General features: G+C 68.2%; 22 protein-coding genes and 2 pseudogenes. 16 read left to right on the forward strand and 8 right to left on the reverse strand.

Annotation, left to right across the window (positions count from 1 at the left end; genetic code table 11):
• The 3 genes and pseudogenes from TX88_RS35850 to TX88_RS26370 form a co-directional block, all read left to right on the forward strand.
• A pseudogene (locus TX88_RS35850) lies at positions 1 to 116 on the forward strand (DUF4350 domain-containing protein); the annotation flags it as partial.
• Positions 113 to 1072 carry an AAA family ATPase gene (locus TX88_RS26365; RefSeq protein ID WP_044521115.1) on the forward strand — a complete coding sequence of 320 codons (960 nt, stop codon included), beginning with the start codon at positions 113 to 115 and terminating at the stop codon, positions 1070 to 1072. The pseudogene TX88_RS35850 and the gene TX88_RS26365, both read left to right, overlap by 4 nt.
• On the forward strand, positions 1072 to 2394 hold the full coding sequence (locus TX88_RS26370) for a DUF58 domain-containing protein (protein WP_044521121.1): 1323 nt from the start codon (positions 1072 to 1074) through the stop codon (positions 2392 to 2394). The genes TX88_RS26365 and TX88_RS26370 overlap by 1 nt, the downstream gene beginning before the upstream one ends.
• Here TX88_RS26370 and TX88_RS26375 read toward each other — a convergent pair.
• On the reverse strand, positions 2391 to 3383 hold the full coding sequence (locus TX88_RS26375; RefSeq protein ID WP_044521125.1) for a stage II sporulation protein M: 993 nt from the start codon (positions 3381 to 3383) through the stop codon (positions 2391 to 2393). The two genes, TX88_RS26370 and TX88_RS26375, sit on opposite strands and share 4 nt — an antisense overlap.
• 32 nt (positions 3384 to 3415) lie before the next feature.
• Between TX88_RS26375 and TX88_RS26380 the strand changes: the two genes are divergently transcribed.
• From TX88_RS26380 to lfrA, 3 genes are read left to right on the forward strand one after another with little or no spacing between them, the layout of a single operon-like run.
• On the forward strand, positions 3416 to 4249 hold the full coding sequence (locus TX88_RS26380; RefSeq protein WP_044521127.1) for an RDD family protein: 834 nt from the start codon (positions 3416 to 3418) through the stop codon (positions 4247 to 4249).
• A gap of 52 nt (positions 4250 to 4301) precedes the next feature.
• On the forward strand, positions 4302 to 4877 hold the full coding sequence (locus TX88_RS26385; RefSeq protein WP_044521128.1) for a TetR/AcrR family transcriptional regulator: 576 nt from the start codon (positions 4302 to 4304) through the stop codon (positions 4875 to 4877).
• Positions 4878 to 4902: 25 nt separating this feature from the next.
• Positions 4903 to 6429 carry an efflux MFS transporter LfrA gene (gene lfrA / locus TX88_RS26390; RefSeq protein WP_044521132.1) on the forward strand — a complete coding sequence of 509 codons (1527 nt, stop codon included), beginning with the start codon at positions 4903 to 4905 and terminating at the stop codon, positions 6427 to 6429.
• On the opposite strand, the gene TX88_RS26395 is transcribed toward lfrA, so the two are convergent.
• A complete protein-coding gene (locus tag TX88_RS26395; protein WP_244438637.1) occupies positions 6420 to 6956 on the reverse strand; it encodes an anthrone oxygenase family protein in 537 nt (178 codons plus the stop codon). The two genes, lfrA and TX88_RS26395, sit on opposite strands and share 10 nt — an antisense overlap.
• A 41-nt stretch (positions 6957 to 6997) precedes the next feature.
• Here TX88_RS26395 and TX88_RS26400 point away from each other — a divergent pair, with 41 nt between their 5' ends.
• Together TX88_RS26400 and TX88_RS26405 are read left to right on the forward strand one after the other, a co-directional pair.
• Positions 6998 to 7750 (forward strand): class I SAM-dependent methyltransferase, encoded by a 753-nt coding sequence (locus tag TX88_RS26400; protein ID WP_044521134.1) that lies wholly within the window; start codon positions 6998 to 7000, stop codon positions 7748 to 7750.
• A gap of 16 nt (positions 7751 to 7766) precedes the next feature.
• Positions 7767 to 8693: an AraC family transcriptional regulator gene (locus TX88_RS26405; RefSeq protein ID WP_044521139.1), complete on the forward strand. Its 927-nt coding sequence runs from the start codon at positions 7767 to 7769 to the stop codon at positions 8691 to 8693.
• On the opposite strand, the gene TX88_RS26410 is transcribed toward TX88_RS26405, so the two are convergent.
• The 3 genes from TX88_RS26410 to TX88_RS26420 are packed head-to-tail and all read right to left on the reverse strand — an operon-like array spanning position 8665 to position 11541.
• Positions 8665 to 9834, reverse strand: a complete 1170-nt coding sequence (locus tag TX88_RS26410) for a cation:proton antiporter (protein WP_044521141.1) — start codon at positions 9832 to 9834, stop codon at positions 8665 to 8667. The genes TX88_RS26405 and TX88_RS26410 overlap by 29 nt on opposite strands.
• Positions 9835 to 9843: 9 nt before the next feature.
• On the reverse strand, positions 9844 to 10221 hold the full coding sequence (locus TX88_RS26415; RefSeq protein ID WP_044521143.1) for a hypothetical protein: 378 nt from the start codon (positions 10219 to 10221) through the stop codon (positions 9844 to 9846).
• Between the two features lie 9 nt (positions 10222 to 10230).
• The gene (locus TX88_RS26420) at positions 10231 to 11541 is read right to left on the reverse strand and encodes a carotenoid oxygenase family protein (RefSeq protein WP_044521145.1); all 1311 of its coding nucleotides are present in this window, start codon (positions 11539 to 11541) and stop codon (positions 10231 to 10233) included.
• 58 nt (positions 11542 to 11599) lie between these two features.
• Between TX88_RS26420 and TX88_RS26425 the strand changes: the two genes are divergently transcribed.
• The 3 genes from TX88_RS26425 (at position 11600) to TX88_RS26435 (ending at position 13637) form a co-directional block, all read left to right on the forward strand.
• Positions 11600 to 12118: a PadR family transcriptional regulator gene (locus tag TX88_RS26425; RefSeq protein ID WP_044521148.1), complete on the forward strand. Its 519-nt coding sequence runs from the start codon at positions 11600 to 11602 to the stop codon at positions 12116 to 12118.
• A 72-nt stretch (positions 12119 to 12190) separates the two neighbouring features.
• Positions 12191 to 12934 carry a PadR family transcriptional regulator gene (locus TX88_RS26430; protein WP_044521156.1) on the forward strand — a complete coding sequence of 248 codons (744 nt, stop codon included), beginning with the start codon at positions 12191 to 12193 and terminating at the stop codon, positions 12932 to 12934.
• Between the two features lie 19 nt (positions 12935 to 12953).
• Positions 12954 to 13637 (forward strand): hypothetical protein, encoded by a 684-nt coding sequence (locus TX88_RS26435; protein WP_044521159.1) that lies wholly within the window; start codon positions 12954 to 12956, stop codon positions 13635 to 13637.
• Here the strand turns inward: TX88_RS26435 and glpK are convergent.
• Entirely contained in the window at positions 13634 to 15151 is a 1518-nt protein-coding gene (glpK, locus tag TX88_RS26440; RefSeq protein ID WP_044521161.1) for a glycerol kinase GlpK, read from the reverse strand. The genes TX88_RS26435 and glpK overlap by 4 nt on opposite strands.
• A 9-nt stretch (positions 15152 to 15160) precedes the next feature.
• Here glpK and TX88_RS26445 point away from each other — a divergent pair, with 9 nt between their 5' ends.
• On the forward strand, positions 15161 to 15925 hold the full coding sequence (locus tag TX88_RS26445; RefSeq protein WP_044522042.1) for a class I SAM-dependent methyltransferase: 765 nt from the start codon (positions 15161 to 15163) through the stop codon (positions 15923 to 15925).
• 6 nt (positions 15926 to 15931) lie between these two features.
• Here TX88_RS26445 and TX88_RS26450 read toward each other — a convergent pair.
• Together TX88_RS26450 and eccA are read right to left on the reverse strand one after the other, a co-directional pair.
• Positions 15932 to 16963 (reverse strand): annotated as a pseudogene (locus TX88_RS26450) (AAA family ATPase); the annotation flags it as partial.
• A 13-nt stretch (positions 16964 to 16976) separates the two neighbouring features.
• Positions 16977 to 18785 (reverse strand): type VII secretion AAA-ATPase EccA, encoded by a 1809-nt coding sequence (eccA, locus tag TX88_RS26455; protein ID WP_044521164.1) that lies wholly within the window; start codon positions 18783 to 18785, stop codon positions 16977 to 16979.
• 69 nt (positions 18786 to 18854) lie between these two features.
• On the opposite strand from eccA, the gene TX88_RS26460 reads away from it, so the two are divergent.
• From TX88_RS26460 to TX88_RS26475, 4 genes are all read left to right on the forward strand, one after another.
• On the forward strand, positions 18855 to 19172 hold the full coding sequence (locus TX88_RS26460) for a hypothetical protein (protein WP_044521168.1): 318 nt from the start codon (positions 18855 to 18857) through the stop codon (positions 19170 to 19172).
• Positions 19169 to 19525 carry a YbaB/EbfC family nucleoid-associated protein gene (locus tag TX88_RS26465; protein ID WP_044521171.1) on the forward strand — a complete coding sequence of 119 codons (357 nt, stop codon included), beginning with the start codon at positions 19169 to 19171 and terminating at the stop codon, positions 19523 to 19525. Before TX88_RS26460 ends, TX88_RS26465 begins: the two co-directional genes overlap by 4 nt.
• A gap of 227 nt (positions 19526 to 19752) precedes the next feature.
• Positions 19753 to 20037 carry a hypothetical protein gene (locus TX88_RS26470; RefSeq protein ID WP_044521174.1) on the forward strand — a complete coding sequence of 95 codons (285 nt, stop codon included), beginning with the start codon at positions 19753 to 19755 and terminating at the stop codon, positions 20035 to 20037.
• 135 nt (positions 20038 to 20172) lie between these two features.
• On the forward strand, positions 20173 to 21348 hold the full coding sequence (locus TX88_RS26475) for a hypothetical protein (RefSeq protein WP_162563211.1): 1176 nt from the start codon (positions 20173 to 20175) through the stop codon (positions 21346 to 21348).
• The last annotated feature ends 8 nt before the right edge of the window (positions 21349 to 21356 follow it).

Consider the following 21356-nt stretch of genomic DNA (forward strand, 5'->3'; position numbering starts at 1 on the left):
CCGCCGCGAACTCGGCGGGCTACATACTGTTCGGCCCGCCGCCGGCCTCCGACGCCGAACTCGTCCACCTCGCACACCAACTCGACGACATCGAAAGGCAGGTCGCACAGTCGTGACTCAGCCCACCTCCGAGAACGCCCGTGACGCCCTGCTGGCCCTGCGCAACGAGATCGCCAAGGTGGTGGTCGGCCAGGACGCGGTGATCAGCGGCCTGGTCGTCGCGCTGCTGTGCCGCGGGCACGTGCTGCTCGAGGGGGTCCCCGGCGTGGCCAAGACCCTGTTGGTGCGCACCCTGGCCGCGGCGCTGCAACTGGAGTTCAAGCGGGTGCAGTTCACACCGGACCTGATGCCCGGCGACGTCACGGGCTCCCTGGTGTACGACGCGCGCACCGCCGAGTTCGAATTCCGCAGCGGCCCGGTGTTCACGAACCTGCTGCTGGCCGACGAGATCAACCGGACACCGCCGAAAACCCAAGCGGCGCTTCTGGAGGCCATGGAGGAACGTCAGGTCAGTGTCGACGGCCTACCTCGCCCGCTGCCCGACCCGTTCATCGTGGCGGCCACCCAGAACCCGATCGAGTACGAGGGCACCTATCAGCTGCCCGAGGCCCAGCTGGACCGCTTCCTGCTGAAGCTCACCGTGCCGCTGCCGCCGCGGGATCAGGAGATCGCGATCCTGAGCCGGCACGCGCAGGGCTTCGATCCACGCGACCTGTCGGCGGTGCGGCCGGTGGCCGGTGCGGCCGAGCTGGCGGCCGGTCGCGACGCGGTGCGCCAGGTGCTGGCCGGTGACGAGGTGCTCGGCTACATCGTCGACATCGTCGGCGCCACCCGGCATTCCCCGTCACTGCAGCTCGGTGTGTCACCGCGCGGCGCGACGGCCTTGCTGGCCACGGCAAGATCGTGGGCCTGGCTGTCCGGCCGCAACTATGTGACCCCTGACGACGTGAAGGCGATGGCCCGGTCGACGCTGCGCCACCGGGTGGCGTTGCGCCCGGAGGCCGAGCTGGAGGGGGCCACCTCCGACGGAGTGTTGGACGGCATCCTGGCCGCCGTCCCGGTACCGCGCTGATGGTTCTCACCGGCCGCGCCGGTCTGGTGGCACTGGTCTGCGTGCTGCCGATCGCGTTGGCCCCCTGGCCGGCAACGGCTTTCGCCGTACTGGCGGCGCTGCTGGCCGGGGCGGTGGCGGCCGATGTCGCGCTGGCCGGCCCTCCCGGCGCCCTCCAGGTGACCCGTAGCGGCGAGTCCACCGCGCGCCTGGGCCAGACCGTCGATGCGGTGCTGACCGTGCGCAACACCGGGCGCCGCCGGGTGCGCGGCGCGATCCGCGATGCCTGGCCGCCCAGCGCGTCGGCGCAACCTCGCGCCCAGCAGGTGAACATCGAGGCCGGAGAACAGGTTTCCCTGGCCACCCGGTTGCACCCGGTGCGCCGCGGTGATCAACGGTGCGAGCTGGTCACGGTGCGCTCGATCGGCCCACTGGGGCTGGCCGGCCGGCAACGCTCACGGCAATTGCCCGGGCAGGTACGCATCCTGCCACCGTTCCTGTCCCGCAAGCACCTGCCGTCCCGGCTGGCCAGGCTGCGGCAGTTGGACGGTGCGATCCCGGTGCTGATCCGCGGTCAGGGCACCGAATTCGACTCGCTGCGTGAGTATGTGGTCGGCGACGACGTCCGCTCGATCGACTGGCGCGCCACCGCCCGACGCGCCGACGTGGTGGTGCGTACCTGGCGTCCGGAACGCGACCGGCGGGTGGTGATCGTGCTCGACACCGGACGCACCTCGGCGGGCCGGGTCGGGGTGGACCCGACCTCGCTGGATCCGGGCGGGTGGCCGCGGCTGGACTGGTCGATGGACGCGGCGCTGCTGCTGGCGGCCCTGGCCTCGCGGGCCGGGGATCACGTCGATTTCCTGGCCATCGACCGGGTGACCCGCGCCGGGGTGTTCAATGCCTCGCGCACCGAACTGCTGTCCACGCTGGTCTCGGCGATGGCACCCCTGCAGCCCGCCCTGGTGGAATCCGATGCGACCGCGATGGTTTCGGCGGTGTCGCGCCGGGTGCGGGGACGGGCGCTGGTGGTCCTGCTGACAGACCTCAATGCCTCTGCCCTCGACGAGGGGTTGATGACGGTGTTGCCGCAATTGTCGGCACGCCATCAGGTGCTGCTGGCCGCGGTCGCCGATCCTCGGGTGGACCAGTTGGCGGCCGGCCGTTCCGATGCCGCGCAGGTGTATGACGCCGCCGCTGCCGAACGGGCCCGTAATGACCGCCGGGCCATCGCGTCACGGCTGCGCGGGCACGGTGTCGATGTGGTCGACGCCCCGCCCGAAGATCTGGCGCCGGCGCTGGCCGACCACTATCTGGCGATGAAGGCGGCGGGAAAGCTCTAAGCGGTGGGAACCAGATCGGGTGCGTCTTCGAGGTCGCCGCTCTCCCCCGCTCGCACGGCCTTGCGCCCGAAGTGGAACACATAGCCCAGGAAGGCCAGTTCGGCCGCGACGCCGATGCCGATCCGCATCCAGGTGGGTAGTGGCGACGGGGTCACCAGGGCCTCGATCAGACCGGACACCAGGAGCACCACGGCCAGTCCGACCGCAGCGGCGACCACCGCCCGGCCCTGTTCGGCCAGCACCTGCGCCCGCGGCCGGTTGCCGGGCGCGATCACCGTCCAGCCCAGCCGCATCCCCACCGCGGCGGCCAGGAACACGGCGGTCAGCTCGAGCAGTCCGTGCGGGGTGATCAGGCCGAGGAAGAAGCCCCCCTTGCCCGCGCTGAACATCAACCCGGCGATCAGTCCGAGGTTCGCGGCGTTCTGGAACAGCACGTACGGGATGGGTAGCCCGAGCAGGATCGCGAAGGCGATGCATTGGGCGGCGACCCAGGAGTTGTTCACCCAGACCTGCAGGGCGAACGACCCGGCCGGGTGCTCGCTGTAGTAGGACTCGAAGTCGTGGTGGACCAATTCGTCGATCTCGCTGGGGGTTCCGACGGCCGCGTGCACATCGGGGTTGCCCGACACCCATAACGCCAGCGCCACGGTGACGATGAAGAACGCCACCGCGGATCCCAGCCACCAGCGCCAGGACCGGTAGGCCACCACCGGAAAGGACACCGTCCAGAACCGGACGAACTCACGCCACAGCGGGGCGTGCGCGCCGGTCACCGCCGCACGTGCCCGGGCCACGAGCCCGGACAACCGTCCCACCAGGACCGAATCCTGCGAGGCCGATCGCACCATCGACAGGTGCGTGGAGACCCGCTGATAGAGGTCGACGAGCTCGTCGACCTCGGCACCGGTCAACCGGTGGCGTCGTTTTACCAACTGCTCCAACCGGTCCCAGGTGGGGCGATGGGCCACGACGAACGCATCGACATCCACCCGGCAAAGCGTAGTCGGTAGCGTGTGTCGGTATGGTTTGGCAGCCCGCGCCGGTGGTGACCGGCGACGCCGTCGTCCTCGACGTGGCGATCGCCCAGTTGCCCGTGCGCACCCTGGCCGCACTGATCGACATCGTGGTCATCGCCGTCGGGTACGTGGTGGGCGTGGTGTTGTGGTCGATCACCCTGACCCAGCTCGACGAGGCGTTGTCAGCCGCGATCCTGATCATCTTCACGGTGCTGACCCTGGTGGGTTATCCGGTGCTGATGGAGACCGCGACGCGTGGCCGGTCGCTGGGCAAGATGGCGTTGGGCCTGCGGGTGGTCGCCGACGACGGCGGCCCGGAGCGTTTCCGCCAGGCGCTGTTCCGCGGGCTGGCCGGCTTCGTCGAGATCTGGATGCTCACCGGTGGACCCGCCGTGATCTGCAGCCTGGTGTCGGCCAAGGGCAAACGGCTCGGCGACATCTTCGCCGGGACCGTGGTGATCAGTGAGCGCGGACCCAAGCTGAACCCGCCGCCGGTCATGCCCCCGGCGCTGGCGTGGTGGGCCGCCTCGCTGGAACTGTCGGGACTCGGCCCCGAGCAGGCCGAATTGGCCAGGCAGTTCCTGTCGCGGTCGGCTCAGCTCGATCCGCGGATACGCCATGAGATGGGGCACCGGATCTTCGGGGAGGTGGCCTCGCGCATCTCGCCCCCGCCACCGCCCGGCGCGCCGGCCGAATATGTGCTGGCAGCGGTGCTGGCCGAGCGACACCGTCGCGCACTGGCCCGGCTGATGCCGCAAGCCCGTGCGGTGGCGTATCCGGCGGCCTATCCCGGCTATCCGCCACCACCGCCGACCAGCGGTTTCACCCCACCCAGCTAAGGTGTGGGACATCACTGTCTCATTTTGGCCCGATCGTGCTACATTTTGATCCATGATCAATTCGGCATCGACGCACAGCGGGCCGCGTGAGCGCACCCGCAAGGCGATTCTCGATGCCGCGATGACGGTCCTGGCCGACAATGCGACGGCGTCGCTCAGCGATATCGCGACCGCCGCCGACGTCGGCCGCAGCACCGTGCACCGGTACTACCCGGAGCGCACCGACCTGCTGCGTGCCCTCGCCCGGCACGTCCACGAGCTCAGCAACGCCGAGATCGACCGCGCGGACCCGACTCACGGTCCCGCCGACGAGGCACTGCGCCGCGTGGTGGAAAGCCAGCTCGACCTGGGTCCGATCGTGTTGTTCGTCTACAGCGAGCCGACGATCCTGGCGGATCCCGAGCTGGCGGCCTATCTGGACACCGGGGACGAGGCGATCGTCGAGGTGCTCAACCGAGCGTCGGTCGACAGGCCCGAATATCCCCCAGGATGGGCCCGGCGGGTGTTCTGGGCGCTGCTGCTGGCCGGCTATGAAGCCGCCAAGCAGGACGGCACCCCCCGCCACCAAATCGTCGACGCCATCATGACCAGCCTGACCGCGGGCACCATTCATCTCCCGCGCGGCTGACCCCAAACTTGCCTGGAGAAACCCAATGTCCACCTGCCTCGACGGCAGCCCCGCTGTGACGCCGACCCCGAAACGCGCCTGGGTGGCGCTCGCGGTCCTGATGCTGCCGGTACTGCTGATCGCCATCGACAACACCGTCCTGGCCTTCGCCCTTCCGGCGATCGCCGAGGACTTCCGTCCCGCGGCGTCCACCCAGCTGTGGATCGTCGACGTCTACTCCCTGGTGCTGGCCGCGCTGCTGGTCGCCATGGGCGGACTCGGTGACCGGTTCGGCCGGCGCCGCCTGCTGCTCATCGGCGCCACGGGCTTCGCGATCGTCTCGGCCGCCGCGGCCTTCGCGCCGAGTGCGGCCTACCTGGTCGCCGCGCGTGCGGCGCTCGGTGTCTTCGGCGCGATGCTGATGCCGTCGACGCTGTCGCTGATCCGCAACATCTTCGTCGACGCCTCCGCGCGCCGGCTCGCGATCGCCATCTGGGCCTCGTGCTTCACGGCGGGCTCGACGCTGGGCCCGATCGTCGGCGGCGCGCTGCTGCAGCATTTCCATTGGGGCTCGGTGTTCCTCGTGGCCGTGCCGATCCTGCTGCCGCTGCTGGTGCTGGGTCCCCGGCTGGTGCCCGAATCGCGTGACCCGAACCCGGGCCCGCTGGATCTGGTGAGCGTGACCCTGTCGTTCACCGCGATGCTGCCGTTCGTGTGGGCGATCAAGACCGCTGCCCACGACGGTTTATCGGGCAGCGTCGTCGCGGCGTTCGCGATCGGCGTCGCCTCCGGCGTGCTGTTCGTGCGCCGGCAGAACCGCAGTGCCACACCGATGCTCGACATGGGCCTGTTCTCCTACGCGCCGTTCAGCGCGTCGATCCTGGCGAACTTCCTGTCGATCGTAGGCCTGATCGGATTCATCTTCTTCATCTCGCAGCACCTGCAGTTGGTGCTCGGCCTGTCGCCGCTGGCGGCCGGTCTGGTGACGCTGCCGGGCGCGGTGGTGTCGATGATCGCCGGCCTGGCGGTGGTCAAGGCCGCCAAGCGGTTTGCGGCGGACAAACTGATGATCTTCGGCCTGGTGTTCGTCGCTGCCGGGTTCGGCTTGATCCTGGCCTTCCGTCACGATCTGTCGGTGGCCGCGGTGATCGCGTCGTTCGTGGTGCTGGAGCTGGGTGTCGGTGTCTCGCAGACGGTGTCCAACGACACCATCGTGGCATCGGTGCCCGCGGCGAAAGCCGGTGCGGCGTCGGCGGTCTCGGAGACCGCCTACGAGCTGGGCGCCGTGGTGGGCACCGCGACGCTCGGCACGATCTTCACGGCGTTCTACCGCAACAACATCCAGGTGCCTGCCGGACTGACCCCGGCGCAGGCCGCCGACGCCGGTGAGAGCATCGGCGGCGCCACCTCGGTGGCCGCGGATCTTCCCGCCGAAATCGCGCAGCGCCTGCTGGATTCGGCCCGCCTGGCGTTCGACTCCGGCATCGCGCCGACGGCGATCATCGCGGCGACGCTGGCGCTGGCGGCGGCCGGGATCGTGGCTGCCGCGTTCCGCAGGCAGGCTCAGCGGTAACGCAGACCGATCAACAGCAGCACGGCGCCGATGAACCCCGATGCGGTGCGCACGTGGTTCCACGCGGTCCAGGTGGTGAAGTAGGCCTGCCATTCGGCGGCCGCATCGGCCAGGTCGATCTGGTCGAGGTGGTTGTTGAGCGGCACGTTGAACGCCATGGTGATCACCACGCCGAGGACGCCGAAGATCGCGCCGGCCAGCAGATACCAACTGCCCGGCCGGCCGATCTGGGCCACCGCGATCACGCCGACGATCACCGACAGCATCGCCGAACCCAACAGGAACAGCAGGAACGGTGCGTTGGTGTTGGCTTCGGCGTTCATGCCGCGCATGGCGGTCACGGCGTCGACCGGACCGGTGCGGTCGAGGCCGCGCATCACGAAAGTGGAGAACGCGTAGAAGATTCCACCGGCGGCGGCACTGCCGAGAGCGGCGGCTGCGGTGAGGACGACGACGGGGCTGATGGTCATGGCTTCAGTCAACGACGCCGAGGTGAGACGTTCCATCGCCGAGAATCCCGATTCCATACGCGATCGTCTCGCTCGCCTCGCACTGCCAAGATGGAACCGTGACGTTCGACGAGTTGGTGGCCGAGGCTGACGCGGCGTCGGTGGACGGCTGGGACTTCTCGTGGCTGGAAGGCCGGGCCACCGAGGCCCGGCCCTCGTGGGGCTATCAGCGCTTGATGAGCCAGAGATTGACGACGGTGTCCTCGGCGCTGGACATCCAGACCGGCGGCGGGGAGGTTCTCGCCGGCGCGGCGACGTTCCCACCGGCCATGGCGGCCACCGAATCCTGGCCACCCAACCTCGACCGCGCGACCCGGCTGCTGGGACCCCGCGGCGTCGTCGTGGTCGCCGATCCCGACGAGCCGCCGCTGCCGTTCGCCGACGCGGCATTCGATCTGGTGCTCAGCCGGCACCCGGCCACCGTGTGGTGGGACGAGATCGCCCGTGTGTTGACCCCGGGCGGTACCTACCTGGCCCAACACGTCGGCCCGGCAAGTGTTTTCGAGCTGACGGAGTTCTTTCTCGGCCCACAGCCCGAGGCTCGCAGGGCCCGTGACCCGGAAACCGAGTCCGCCGCCGCGCGGGCTGCCGGACTCGACATCGTCGACCTGCGCGCCGAGCGGCTGCGGGTGGAGTTCTTCGACATCGGCGCGGTGGTGTACTTCCTGCGCAAGGTCATCTGGATCGTGCCCGGCTTCACGGTTGACGCCTACCGCGACCGGCTCGCAGCGCTGCACCGGCAGATCGAGACCGACGGTTCGTTCGTCGCACACTCGTCGCGCCACCTGATCGAGGCACGCAAGCCGGGTTGAGCGCTACCCTACGGTCGTGGACGCCCTGGTCGGACTGCTCGACGGGGTACGCGCGCGGGGCGCGTTCGTATTGCGGTTGCGCATGGATCCGCCCTGGTCACTGGCCATTCGCGACGAGGCACCCCTGGCGCTGATCTGCCAGACCCGCGGTGACGCGGTCATCGCCGGCGATCACAGCGGCACGTTCCGGTTGGGTGCGGGCGACGTCGCACTGACCCGCGGTACCGAAAACTATGTCTTCGCAGACGATCCGGCCACACCGCCGAGCGTCGTGATCAATCCCGGCCAGCGCTGCACGACCCTGTCCGGCGAAGACCTGCAGTTCGAGATGTCGCTGGGCCTGCGCAGCTGGGGCAACAGCGCGACCGGATCATCGGAGTCGATCGTCTGCGCCTACGAGGGCCGCAGCGAGGTCAGTGCCCGCCTGCTCGACGCACTCCCGGCGGTGCTGGTGCTGCGAGCGGACGAGTGGGACACCCCGCTGATCGATCTGCTGTCCGTCGAGGCCGGCCGCGACGGACCCGGGCAGGAGGCCTACCTCGACCGCCTGCTCGACCTGCTGCTGATCGGCGTGCTGCGCACCTGGTTCGACCGGGACGGCAATGCTCCGTCGTGGTGGCAGGCCGAACAGGATCCCGTCGTCGGGCCCGCCCTCAAGTTGATCTACAACAATCCGGCACATCCCTGGACCGTGGGCAATCTTGCTGCAGCCGTTGGATGTTCGCGTGCGGTGTTCGCCCGCAGGTTCACCGATCAGGTCGGCGAACCGCCGATCGCGTTCCTCACCGGTTGGCGCCTGGCGCTGGCGGCCGACCTGCTGCGCGGCAGCGAGGCCACGATCGCCGCCGTGGCCCGGCAGGTGGGCTACTCGACACCGTTCGCGTTGAGCAGCGCATTCAAGCGGTCCTACGGGGTCAGCCCGAACGAGCATCGGGCGGTGTGACCGCACCTGCGGCCCGCCGCGCAGCGAGCGCCCCGGCGATCGACGTGGTGGCGATGGTGAGCAGCGCACCAAGCATCAGGGCTGCGGGCTCGCCAGGCGCCAACAGGTGCTGTTCGGTACCCAGCGTGGCGGCGGCGACCGGGACGCCGAGCTGGGCAGCGGAGAACACCGCGAGTGTCGCGGGCTGACCGAACAGCCGGCCCGCGCCGTGCGCGAGCACCGCACCGAGGCCCAAAGCCACACCGAGCAGGATGAATTCGGGGTGGTCGGCGAGTTCGCGCACCTGCAGAGAGGCGCCCAGCCAGACGAAGAACAACGGGCCGAAGAATCCGTCGGTGATGCCGAACAACTGCCTGGCCAGCCGGCGGGGCTCCCCGATCGCCGACACCACCAGGCCCAGCGCGAAACCGGCGAGCATGATCGAGACGTGGGTGGTCACCGCGACCGCCGACAGCCCGAACAGGAAGATCAGGCTGAACCGAAGCTCGAGCGCGAACTTGCGCTTCGCCGAGTAGTGGTGCACGCGGCGGCGCAGACCCCGCGCATACCCGGCCCGCAGCACGAGGAACAGCACGCCCGCGCAGCCCGCGATGGCCAGCGCCCCCAGGGCCGCGCGCGGCGCCCGCTGGATGTCGATCACCAAGGGCAGCAACACGATCGATGCGGTGTCGGCGATGGCGATCTGAGCGGTCACGGACAGCACCGGCGGCCCCTCCAGCCGCAGGCCGTCGATCACCGGCAGGGCCAGGGCCGCCGACGACGACGCCATCACCACGGCATACAGCGCCGCGTGCCCGGTACCGAACGCGCGCGCGATCACGACGCCGAGCACCGCGGCCACCGCACCCACGAAGACCGCCCGCAGCAGCGCCTTGGGGATCGCGGTACGCAGCGTGGTGTCGCGCACCGGGACGTGGGTGCCGACGACGAACATCACCAACGCGAAACCGATGTTGGCCAGCAGGGTGAATGTCGGGTCACTGTGATCGACGATGCCGAATCCGGTTCTGCCGAAAACGATCCCCGCGAGCAGCTCGCCGATGACCACCGGGATGCGCAGCCGCGGCACGGTGGCCAGCGCCGGTCCGGTCAGGCCGATGACCGCGACCAGCGCCAATGTGTCGAACCCGAACCCGGCCACCTCAGCCCGTCACGCCTGCCAGGACACCAGATGGCACGGTATCGGGGTGTTCTCGTCGGTGACGTAGCTCGCGCACACCCGGTGATAGCCGTCGGCGATCTGCAACAGCACGCCACCGACCGCCTGGCCGCGCACCAACAGGATCGGTGACAGCCGCTTACCCGAGCTGATCTTCGACAGGTCGTCGCGGACGTGGGCGTTGGTCTCGGGCAACAACGGCAGCCCGGCGGCCCGCAGGATGTCTTTTGCCTTGCGGTACACCACCTCCGCCGTCTTGAGCGCCGCCACCGTATCGGTCACAGCGGCGGGTTCGGCGATCAGGCTGAGGTAGTCGGCGGCGGCGTCATAGTCGTGCCCCTCGGGAGAATCGAGCCACTTCACGGCCATCCGCACACATTAGGCGCTGATCCAGTTCCCGTGGAACCCGTAGGGCACGCGTTGCGGCAGTTTGATGGTGGCGACCGGCTTCCCGCCGAAGTCCGACGCGTCCAGGATCACGAGGTCGCTGCCGTCGCGCTCGGGGTTGTAGACGTAGCCCAGGTACCACCCGTTGCTCTCGTCGGCCGGGCCCGCCCCTGGGACGAAGACGGCTTCCCCGGGTCCGCCGGATCCGAGTTCGTGCCGCGCGCCGGCACCGGTGGTCAGGTCATGGCGGATCCAGGCGTTGTCCGCGACGGACACCGAGTACCGGGCGGGCAGGCCTGCCAGCCGGTCGTCGATGCGGGGGAACTCCACCCCGAGGTCGTCGAGCTGACGCTCGCGGACCGTCCCGGCGGTCAGGTCGATCCGCCATTCCCACAGCACGCCCTCGACGTCGAACCCGCCGTTGTCGCGCCACAGCTCGGGATAGCGAACGGCCTGCAGCACAATCGAATTGCCGTCATCGTGGGCGTTTGCCACGTGGAACACGTAGCACGGGTCGATGTCGAACCAGCGGATCGGCGCGTCGGGGTCGTCACGGCGCAGCACACCGAACCGGGCGCCGTAGTCATCGCTCCAGCGGTAGGGCATGTCACCTTCACCCTTGACCGCGATGTCCAGGTCGAACACCACGGGCAGGTCCATGAAGATCACATGGCCGGCGGTCATCGCGAAGTCGTGTATCATGGTGTGCGCCTTGACATCCACCGGCCGGTTGATCGTCAGCTCACCGCTGGCATCGGCGCGGTGGTAGGTGACGTAGGGCTCGAAGATGCTGCCGTACCCGAAGAAGTGCAACTCCCCTGTCGTCGGGCAGATCTTGGGATGCGCGGTCATCGAGTCGACCAGTTTCCCGCCGAAGTCGTAGGCGCCCACGGTCTCCAGGTCGTTGGTGATCTCGTAGGGCAGCGAGGACTCCACCAGCGCCAGGGTCTTGCCCGCGTGGTTGACGACGTGGGTGTTGGCGACGGCGGACCGCAGGTTGCGCGTGCCGTCGGCGTTGTACAGGGGGAAGTCCTTGACGAAGCTGTCGGTCCGGACCCAGCGGTTGCGGTACCACTTGGCCGCGCCGTTCTCGATGCGGACGCCGTGGATCATGCCGTCGCCGGTGAACCAGTGTTCGGTCGCCTGGCGCGGGTTCGGACCGTTGCGCAGGTACCAGCCGTCGAGTTCGGCGGGGATGGCGCCGTCGACGGGCAGGTCGTACTCGGTCAGTTCGTCGGCAACGGGTGCGTAGTTGCCGCGCCGGAAGAAGTCGGTTTCGCCGATGGGCAGGGCTGAAGTCATGCACTCCACGGTGACATTCCATAACTGACATGTCAATAGTGGACGGTAGACTGCCGACATGAGTCTGCGGATGGCGGCACTTGGCCTGTTGGCACAGCACCCCGGCAGCGGGTACGACCTGCTCAAACGGTTCGAGAAATCGATGGCGAACGTCTGGCCCGCCACCCAGAGCCAGCTGTACGGCGAGCTCAACAAGCTGGCCGCCGCCGGCCTGATCGAGGTGTCGGCGATCGGCCCGCGCGGCCGCAAGGAGTACCGGATCACCCCGGCCGGCCGCACCGAACTGGAGCGCTGGATCACCAATCCCGCCGACGACCCGCCCGAGCGCAGCGCCGGACTGCTACGGGTGTTCCTGCTGGGCGAACTGCCCCGCGACCAGGCCCGCGAGCACCTGGCAGCGCTGGCCGCGCACGCCGACTCCGAAGTGGCGCGACTCAAGGAACTGGAGTCCTCCATCCCCTGGTCCGACACCGACGAGGACCTCTACGGCCACGCGGCCCTGGAGTACGGCCTGCGTTTCAACGCCATGCAGGCCGAGTGGGCACATCGACTCACGAAAGCTATCGACAACCGATAGGTTCCGATATATCGTTGACGCATCGGAAGCGCGAAACGATGCTTCCTCCACGACAACGAAGGATTTACTTCAATGACCCACCCATTCAATCCACAAAACGGCGGCTTCGGATTCGTTCCACTCGGCCGCGAAGAGGCCCGCATCATGTTCCGCCAGGCCCGACAGGCCCGCCGGGACATGCGCGAGCAGATGCGCGCACAGGCTGACGCGACCCGTGAGCACGGCGTCGACGCCACCTGCCAGACCGGCTTCGGCGGCCCAGGCTTCGGCGGTCCGGGCTTCGGGCCCGGTCGCGGCTTCGAATTCGGTTTCGAGCCGCGCGGCGGCTTCGGCTTCGGCTTCGGCGGACCCCGGGGGCGTGGTGGCCGCGGCGGACGCCGCGGTCGACGCGGCGACGTCCGTGCCGCCATCCTGACCTTGCTGGCCGAACGGCCCATGCACGGCTACGAGATGACGCAGGAGATCGCCACCCGCAGCCACAACCTGTGGAAGCCCAGCCCGGGCTCGGTGTACCCGACCCTGCAACTGCTGGTCGACGAAGGTCTGATCACCCCGACCGAAACCGAGGGCAGCAAGAAGACTTTCGAGCTGACCGAGGACGGCCGGCAGGCCGCAGCCGGGATCGAGACCGCGCCCTGGGACCAGATCACAGAGGACGCCGATCCCGCTGCCATGAACCTCCGCGGCGCCCTCGGCCAGCTGATGGCCGCCGTCGGCCAGTCGAGCTTCACTGCCAGCGAGGACCAGCAACAGCGCATCCTCGACATCGTCAACAACGCCCGCCGCGAGGTCTACCAGGTCCTCGGCGAGGAGTAACGGCCCGTAGGCTGCGTTTGTGAACAGCCTCGTGACAACCATCGCGCCGGCCGTCGTCGCAGTCTTGACCGCGGCCGGCGCGGTCATCGGACTCCAATTCCGTGATGTCGACGCCTACGAGCGCCGGCGCAACATCTGGCAGTGGCTCCTGGTCCTGCTCGCCGCCGCCGCGACATTGGGGGCCGTCGGATCGGCCTCCGGTGTGGGCAGCCTCATCGAGGCCACCATCATGACTGTGGTCGGGGTGGCCGCCGTCGTCCTCGCACACGTGCTGTGGCGGCGGCGTGTTCCCGACGCCGAACCCCGCAACGTCGCGATCGCGACCGCCGCCGCCGCGTGTGCGGTCCTGGTCATCGTCGGCGTGACGACACTGACCTACACCGGGAACAAGGGCTGCCGTCAGGCCGATCCGCTGGTGCAGTCCAGCCGCGCGAGTTCGGGCGCTCTGATGCCGACGATCGAGGCCAACCAGGGTCCGACGGTCGGCGACTTCACCGACTGGGCCAAGATCATCCGCGAGCAGGCCGATCAGGTGACCGACGGCGACGTCGCGCAGCACGCGCACCGGATGGGCGAGCTGGCAGGACAGATCGCCGATTCGGTCAGGAGCAACGACAAGGCCCAGCACGCGCTGCTCGGCAAGGAGTACTACGACGAGCTCGGGGCGATCCTGAAGAAGTGCCAGATCCAGGTGACCCGCTAGATCTCGACCCAATCCAGGGTTCGCGAAACCGCCTTGCGCCAACCGGCGTAACCCCCGGAACGCTGCTCGTCATCCCAGTGCGGGCTCCACCGCTGGCCCTCCTGCCAGTTCGCCCGTAGGTCGTCGGCGCTCTCCCAGAACCCGACCGCCAGCCCGGCCGCGTACGCCGCGCCCAGCGCCGTGGTCTCGGCCACCACAGGCTTGACCACCTCGACTCCCAGCACGTCAGCCTGGATCTGCATGCACAGCGCATTGGCGGTGATACCGCCGTCCACCTTCAGAACCTCAAGGTGCACACCGGAATCGGCTTCCATGGCCTCGACCACGTCGCGGCTCTGGTAGCAGATCGCCTCCAGGGTGGCCCGGGCCAGGTGAGCGTTGGTGTTGAAGCGCGACAGGCCGACAATGACGCCCCGCGCATCGGAGCGCCAGTAAGGGGCGAACAGTCCGGAGAACGCCGGCACGAAGTAGACGCCGCCGTTGTCGGCCACCTGCCTGGCCAGCGCCTCACTCTGCGCGGCACCGCTGATGATGCCAAGCTGATCGCGCAGCCACTGCACCGCCGAGCCGGTCACCGCAATCGAACCCTCAAGGGCGTAAACCGGTTTCGCGTCGCCGAACTGATAGCACACCGTGGTGAGCAGTCCGTTCTCCGAACGCACGATCTTCTCGCCCGTATTGAGCAGCAGGAAATTGCCTGTGCCGTAGGTGTTCTTGGCCTCGCCGGGCTCCAGGCACACCTGCCCCACCATCGCGGCCTGCTGATCGCCGAGGATTCCGGTCACCGGCACCTGGCCGGCCAGGGGACCGTCGTCGCGGGTGATCCCGTACGAGGCGGGGTACGACGACGGCTTGATCTCGGGCAGCATCTGCCGCGGAATCGAGAAGAACGACAACAGTTCGTCGTCCCAGTCGAGGGTTTCCAGGTTCATCAACATGGTGCGGCTGGCGTTGGTGACGTCGGTGACGTGCACGCCGCCGCGGTAACCACCGGTGAGGTTCCAGGTCACCCAGCTGTCGGGCGTACCGAAGATCGCGTCACCGTTCTCCGCATCGCGCCGGACCCCCTCGACGTTGTCCAGGATCCACTGGATCTTGCCGCCCGAGAAGTACGTCGCGGGCGGCAGTCCCGCCTTGCGGCGGATCACGTCACCGCGGCCGTCGCGGTCCAGGGCCGCGGCGATGCGGTCGGTGCGGGTGTCCTGCCAGACGATCGCCTTGTGGTACGGCCGCCCGGTGTGGCGGTTCCAGACCAGCGTGGTCTCCCGCTGATTGGTGATACCCAGCGCGGCGAGGTCGCCGGCCACCAGGTTGGTCTTGTTCAGCGCGGTCATGATCGCCGCGGAGGTGCGTTCCCAGATCTCGACCGGGTTGTGTTCCACCCACCCCGCCTTGGGCAGGATCTGCTGGTGCTCGAGCTGATGGCGCCCCACCTCGGCACCGGCGTGATCGAAGATCATGCATCGGGTGCTGGTGGTGCCCTGGTCGATTGCAGCTACGAAGTCCGCGGACATTCGTACATGATGGCTTACATGGCTCCCGACCCCTCAGATATCGACCGGATGCCACGGGGCGGGTTCCGCGCGTCGTGCCTGGACCGGCTGCTCGAGACCGACCGGCCGGAGTACCTGGACCGCGACGATGTCGACACCTCCGTGAAGAACCAGGTGATCGGGGCGCTGGATTGGACCGGCCGGTTCTTCAAGAACCATCAGCGCTTCGCCGCGATCGCGCTCGATCTGGTCGCCGAGGTTCCCGATCCTCGAATCCTGGAGTTGGGCGCCGGGCACGGCGGGGTGTCCCGCCAACTGCTGGCCGATCATCCATCGGCACGGGTCACCGTCACCGACGTCGACCCGGAATCGGTGGCCCGCATCGCCGCGGGTGACCTGGGCAGCCATCCCCGCGCCGAGGTCCGCCAGATGGACGCCACCGCGATCGACGCCGCCGACGGCAGCTATGACCTGGCCCTGTTCGCGTTGTCGTTCCACCACCTGCGCCCGGCTCAGGCCGCGCGGGTGTTCGCCGAGGGCACCCGGGTTGCCGACACCCTGTTGATCATCGACCTGCCGCGCCCGCCGGCCCCGCTACACCTGCTGCGCCTGGCGACGATGCTGCCCGCGGCGGTGGTGCTCCCGTTCGCGCACGACGGTGTCATCAGCTCACTGCGCAGCTACAGCCCCTCGGCATTGCGCAGCCTTGCCCGCCACGCCGACCCGTCGATCGAGCTCAAGCTGCGCAGCGGACTGAACCTGCCCCAGATCGTCATCGCCAGACGCGCACGGTGAATCTCCTCAGGCGCGTCGTTTGACCTGTGGCGTAACCGCGAAGAAATCGGCCACGGTGGACGCCAGCTCCAGGAAGGCCTGCCGCGTCGGCCCGCCGAGGAAGCCGAGGTCCACTTCGGCGCCTTCGGCCAGGTGGTCGTCGAACGGGATCACGTGCAACGCCCGCACCCTGGGCAGGAAATGGTTGGACAGCTGCCCCATGTCGAGCCCGAGCGCGCCCGGCCTCGACGCGCTGACCACCACGACCGCCTTCGGCACCAGGCGTGAATAGCCGTTGCGCTCAAGCCAATCCAACGTGGCGAGCGCGCTTCGCGCCGAATCGATGGCAGGCGAGGCCACGATCACGATCGCGTCCGCAGCGTCCAGCACTCCCGCCATCGCCGAGTGCACCAGCCCGGTGCCGCAGTCGGTCAGGATGATGTTGTAGAAGCGCTGCAACACACTCAGCACACCGCGATAGTCGTACTCCGAGAAGGCTTCTGAGGTGGCCGGGTCCCGCTCGGACGCCAGGATCTCAAGGCGGCTCGTGCTTTGAGAGGTGTGACGGCGGATGTCGGAGTAGCGGGATATGCCGTCGTCGAGGAGCACGTCGCGCACCGTGGAAGCGCATTCGTTGGGCCCGCGCTGGGCCAGCGTGCCGAAGTCGGGGTTGGCGTCCACCGCGATCACCCGGTCCCCGCGGGTCGCGGCCAGCGTGGCTCCCAGGCCGACGGTGGTGGTGGTCTTGCCGACCCCGCCCTTCTGGGACAGCAGGGCGATGTTGAACGGACCGCCGACCACCGGCTGGTTGACCCGGTCGATGAGCGACTTTCGGCTGGCCTCCTGCTCGGAGACTCCCGGGTTGATGCCGGTGGCCCGGTAAACAGCCTTGCGCCAGCCAGATTTCGGGGTGGGCGCAGCCCGGATCAGCCCCAGATCGCCGTTGCTCGGCACCACCGAGGCAGGGTGGCTCGTCGCAGGGTCCGGCTTGATGGACGTGAACGGAGTCTGCTCCGGCGGCCCGAGCGGGAGCCGCTCGTCGTCGCGGTCGGTCATCGCTGCTTCCTTTCCGTCAACTCGAGGCCGTCATGCCGAGCACCTGCTTGAGTGCCGCCCGCATGTCGGCCGGCTCGATCCGCATCAGTTGCGCCTCGTCGAGTTCCGACAGGTTCGTACCGTGGATCTCGCTGAGCCGGTATTCGCGCTCCTCCTCGGCCGCCTCGATCACGTTGCGGACGAACCGGCCATTGCCGGCGAGGTCGATGCCGGGGCGCAGTTGTCCCGTCGAGTCGAGTGCCTCGCTCTGGCACAGCGTGACGCACGAGCTGACGAGTTCCTCGTGGGCGGCCTCCGACAGCTCCGAATCCCTGGTGCGGGCGACCAGCTTCCCGATGTCCCCGAGTTCGTGGGGACCGTACGAGCCGAACCGGATTCGTTTGGTGAACCGTGACGCCAGACCGTCATTGGAGGCCAGGAAGCGATCGATCTCGGCGTCATACCCGGCGATGATCACGACCAGGCGGTCGCGATCGTTTTCCATGCGGGCCAGCAAGGTGTCGACTGCCTCACGACCGAAGGCATCGCCGCCGGACAGCCCGGTCTGGATCAGCGTGTAGGCCTCGTCGATGAACAGCACCCCGTCCATCGCCGAGTCGATCAGCGCGGTCGTCTTGATCGCCGTGCTGCCGAGATGCTGGCCGACGAAATCGTGACGCTTGGCCTCCACGATGTTCGGTGTCCGGAGCAACCCCAGCCCGCAGTAGGTCTGGGCGACCACCCGGGCGATCGTGGTCTTGCCGGTCCCGGGCGGGCCGGTGAACGCCAGGTGCAGGCTGCGCGCCGCCGAGCTGAGCCCCTTGTCTCCGCGAACCTTTGCCAGCATCGCCGCCGACTTCAGTTTGGCGACTTGAAGTTTGACCTCTGACAGGCCGATCTGCCGGTCCAGCTCCTCCTGTGCGGCCCGCAGGTATTCGTTGCCACGCTCCGACAGATCGTCGGCCAACAGGTCCTCTGCCGACGGCACGCTGGCCGGGTCCCAGCGGTCGGAGCGCGAATCGACGATCTCCTTCGAGGTGATCACGAGGCGGTACTTCGGATCGGCCAGCGCGGCGGCGTTCGCCTCGAATCCCGGGTCCTCGCTGTAGATACGTTCGAAGATCACCCGGGCGTCCTGCTCCTCGCCCATCTCCCGCAGGGTCAGTCCCTTGCAGAACTCCGCAGCCCGCCGGGCCCCGGGTACCGGGCCCTCGATCGCCCGGTCGAGCCGGCGGATGCCCTCTCCGAACAGTCCCATCTGCGCGCACGCCGACCCGACCATCAGATCGGCTCCGGCACCGATATAGCTGTCGGTGAAGGATCCCGACCTGCTCAACGCACTCAGTACGTCAGGCCAGCGCTGCGTGGTGAAGTGCAGTACGCCGCGGATGTACGCACAGATCTCACCGGTGTCGCCATCCGCAGGCGTTGTGGTCTGTTCCAGCTTGTCCAGAACCTGCTCGGCTTCGTCGAAATCCTTGGCGCCAATCATGCTGGCCGCGTATGCGAGCCACATCTCGGTCTTGCTGCTCAACGGGTAGTCGAGGTACAGGCCGGTCTGGAAGCGTCCACTCAACGCCCGTTGCGGCAGCCCGAGTCGGCGCTGCTCCCGAAACAATGAGAGTGTGCTGGTTCGGTACAGGTGGTAGATGACCTCGGGACTGGTGTCGCCGGTGGCCGCGCGACCCAACCACGCATCGCACATGTCCGGGTCGTACTCGGTGGCCCGGCGGAACGCCAGTGCCGCGTACTGCAGGTCGCGCTCGGTCTCCAACCCGTCGATGGGAATGCCGAGCGACAGCACCCCGGCATCGAAAACCCGCTGCGCATCGGTAGATCCACTCATCGGAGGTGACACATCTCCTCACTGCACGGTCAGCCGCGATTCGCCCGCGAGTGTACTAAGTTGAGCAGAATGGCACAGCCGGTGCAGTCACCGGGCGGAACGATTTCGGTGCACACGACCGAACGGGGTCTGCCCGTCGCGCTACGCCTCGACCCCGTCGAGTTGAAGAAACCGCCCGCGCAACTGGCCGATGAGATCATGGCGCTGTGCCGCTTGTCGGCGGCACGCGCCCAGGTCGAGCGCAGGCGGGAGCTGGCCGAAAAGGGTTACAGCACATCGGTCATCGACCCGCTGCGACTGGCGACCGAAGACGAATTGGCCCGTGCCGAGGACGCGGTCCTCGGTGACGAGGGGGACCTTCCGCCGACCTGGGGCAGGTCCGTATGACCAGTCTCGCCGACTCCCTCCTCGCCCGCATCCGTAGGCAGCGTGACCTGGTGCAAGCCATGGACGAGCACTGCCAATCGATTTCGGCGCGCGTCACCAGCCGTGACGGGAACGTCAGTGCCGAGGTCGACGGCATGGGAACGATGACCGGGCTCTGGCTCGGGCCCGGCGCGCACAAGCTGGGCGCCGACGTGCTTGCCAAGCTCATCGTCGAAACCGCCAGCGCCGCTGCACAGGTCGCATCGGCACGGCAGCAGTACCTCACCGAGGAGTTTGCCCAGCGCATGCAGGAACTCGGCCAGGCGCCGCTGACCCGTTGGGACGGCGGCTCTTTCGAACCCGAGCGTCAATAACTGCCGGGCAAACGAGTTCCGCGGACAGGATGGCGACTGCGCCGCAGTTCAGGGCGCCCAAGAATTGCATATCCAGCAATTTTTGCTGTTGCACTAATTACCAGTACGAACGATCTACACGTGTAATTCGCACAAAATTCAGTTAGCTGCGGTCGGTCAGCGCCGCTATAGTTTATTGGTCTCGTGCCCACACAACCCCCGCTTACAGCCGGAAAGGTATTAGCACGATGAGCGACATTTTCGCCGCCCAACCTTCGGGAATGGCCACCTTTTCCGCTGCCAACGAAGCGGCCGGCTCCGCGATAACCACAGTCGGTTCTGCCGACTCGGCGGCGATGCTGATGTCCGCAGCGGCCGCGCTCGGCCCGATCGGAGCGGTCTACCTCGCCGCCTTCGGCCCAGCTCAGGCCAACAATCTGGCAGGCACACTGTTGGTCGGCGGGGTGCATGCCGCCACAAGTGCCGCCACCGAAATGTCGCGGTCCGCCGTGCTGTCCAACGACGACGCCTAGGCCTGGCGCGAAATGCCGACAATTTTGCCTCCGCGCCCGGTGACCCCGGTAGGTCAGCTAGCTCAGCAGGTTCCCGGCTACGACGCCACCCCGGTTATCGCTGCTCAAGAACAGAACCTGCAAGATTTTCTGAATTTGCCAGTACGACAAATTCTTGAGCGCCTGGGTTTGCCACCAATTGCCGATCAAAAGCCCGCAGAAGAACCACCGCCCGAGGGCCAACCCGAGCAGCAGCCGCCGGCCAATCCGATGGATCCGAGCGCGTTGATCAGCCCCGTCACCGATGCGCTGAGCAGTTTGGGCAGCGGCTTGTTCGAGGGCGTCGATCCGACGACGATGCTGCAGTCCATCTCCAAGATGTTCGACTCCACCGGCGGGTCCATGTCCAAGTCGGTCAGTTCGGCAGGCGACGCGTGGCAAGGCGCCTCCGGTACGGCCGCGGCGACCAAGACCACCGCTGCGATTTCCGACGGCGCTGAAGTCGGAGCCCAATCCGACTCGCTCAGGACCAGTTTGTCCGCGGCAGCAACCAACGTCGGCCAGGCTCGGGTCCGGCTCATCGAGATCATCACCGAATTCGCCGCGACGATCGCGGCCATCGGACCCATGATCATCTTTCCGTGGGGCTGGGCAGCTGCAATCGCCGCCGCCAACAAGGCAATTGCCACCACGGCCGAGGTGATGACCGAACTGCAGACTTCGCTGGCCACCCAGGCAGCTCAGGTCACCACAGCCGGTGCACCGGTGGGCATCACCGCTGCACCCGAGGGTGCCTCGTCGCTGGCCGGCCTGGCCTCGCTGATGCCGATGGCGATGAAGGGCGCCGAGGCCGGGGTGCAGGCCGGCACCGGTGCCGCGTCGGCGGCCAGTCAGGCCGCCGCGAATCCCGCCATCGATCCGTTGGACCCGGCCGCCGCCGATGCGGCCGAGGCCGAAGGCGGCCCCGCGATCGCGGGCGCGGGAATGGGCGCGGGCGGCGGTGGCGGTGGGATCGGCAGCGGCGCACTGGCACCGCGCTCACTACCCATGTCATCAATGCTTCAAGCGGAAAGCGCAAGTGCCCCAGCGCAATCAGCCGCACCACGAATGGGAGGCACCGGAGCACCGGGCATGATGGGCGGCGCACCCATGGGGGCGATGGGCGCCGGGCAGGGCGCGAACGCCTCATCGAGCAACAACCACACCTCGGCATCGTTCCTGCACACCACCGACCAAGGCAGCGAGATCGTCGGCGATCTCGGTACCGCGGCACCCCCGGTCCTCGGGGAAGCCGACCCGTATCAGACCCCGGACGTCGAACTCCGGATCTGACCAACCCG

It is taken from the genome of Mycolicibacterium septicum DSM 44393, assembly GCF_000455325.1.
Classification (GTDB): Bacteria; Actinomycetota; Actinomycetes; order Mycobacteriales; family Mycobacteriaceae; genus Mycobacterium; species Mycobacterium septicum.

Bases quoted from the DNA above. Each gene is read 5' to 3' on its own strand.
- eccA (WP_044521164.1), bottom strand. From the start codon at position 18,785: ATGAGTGGATCTACCGATGCGCAGCGGGTTTTCGATGCCGGGGTGCTG.
- TX88_RS26385 (WP_044521128.1), top strand. From the start codon at position 4,302: ATGATCAATTCGGCATCGACGCACAGCGGGCCGCGTGAGCGCACCCGC.
- TX88_RS26420 (WP_044521145.1), bottom strand. From the start codon at position 11,541: ATGACTTCAGCCCTGCCCATCGGCGAAACCGACTTCTTCCGGCGCGGC.
- TX88_RS26460 (WP_044521168.1), top strand. From the start codon at position 18,855: ATGGCACAGCCGGTGCAGTCACCGGGCGGAACGATTTCGGTGCACACG.
- glpK (WP_044521161.1), bottom strand. From the start codon at position 15,151: ATGTCCGCGGACTTCGTAGCTGCAATCGACCAGGGCACCACCAGCACC.
- TX88_RS26445 (WP_044522042.1), top strand. From the start codon at position 15,161: ATGGCTTACATGGCTCCCGACCCCTCAGATATCGACCGGATGCCACGG.
- TX88_RS26425 (WP_044521148.1), top strand. From the start codon at position 11,600: ATGAGTCTGCGGATGGCGGCACTTGGCCTGTTGGCACAGCACCCCGGC.
- TX88_RS26470 (WP_044521174.1), top strand. From the start codon at position 19,753: ATGAGCGACATTTTCGCCGCCCAACCTTCGGGAATGGCCACCTTTTCC.
- TX88_RS26370 (WP_044521121.1), top strand. From the start codon at position 1,072: ATGGTTCTCACCGGCCGCGCCGGTCTGGTGGCACTGGTCTGCGTGCTG.
- TX88_RS26380 (WP_044521127.1), top strand. From the start codon at position 3,416: ATGGTTTGGCAGCCCGCGCCGGTGGTGACCGGCGACGCCGTCGTCCTC.
- TX88_RS26430 (WP_044521156.1), top strand. From the start codon at position 12,191: ATGACCCACCCATTCAATCCACAAAACGGCGGCTTCGGATTCGTTCCA.
- TX88_RS26395 (WP_244438637.1), bottom strand. From the start codon at position 6,956: ATGGAATCGGGATTCTCGGCGATGGAACGTCTCACCTCGGCGTCGTTG.
- TX88_RS26465 (WP_044521171.1), top strand. From the start codon at position 19,169: ATGACCAGTCTCGCCGACTCCCTCCTCGCCCGCATCCGTAGGCAGCGT.
- lfrA (WP_044521132.1), top strand. From the start codon at position 4,903: ATGTCCACCTGCCTCGACGGCAGCCCCGCTGTGACGCCGACCCCGAAA.
- TX88_RS26415 (WP_044521143.1), bottom strand. From the start codon at position 10,221: ATGGCCGTGAAGTGGCTCGATTCTCCCGAGGGGCACGACTATGACGCC.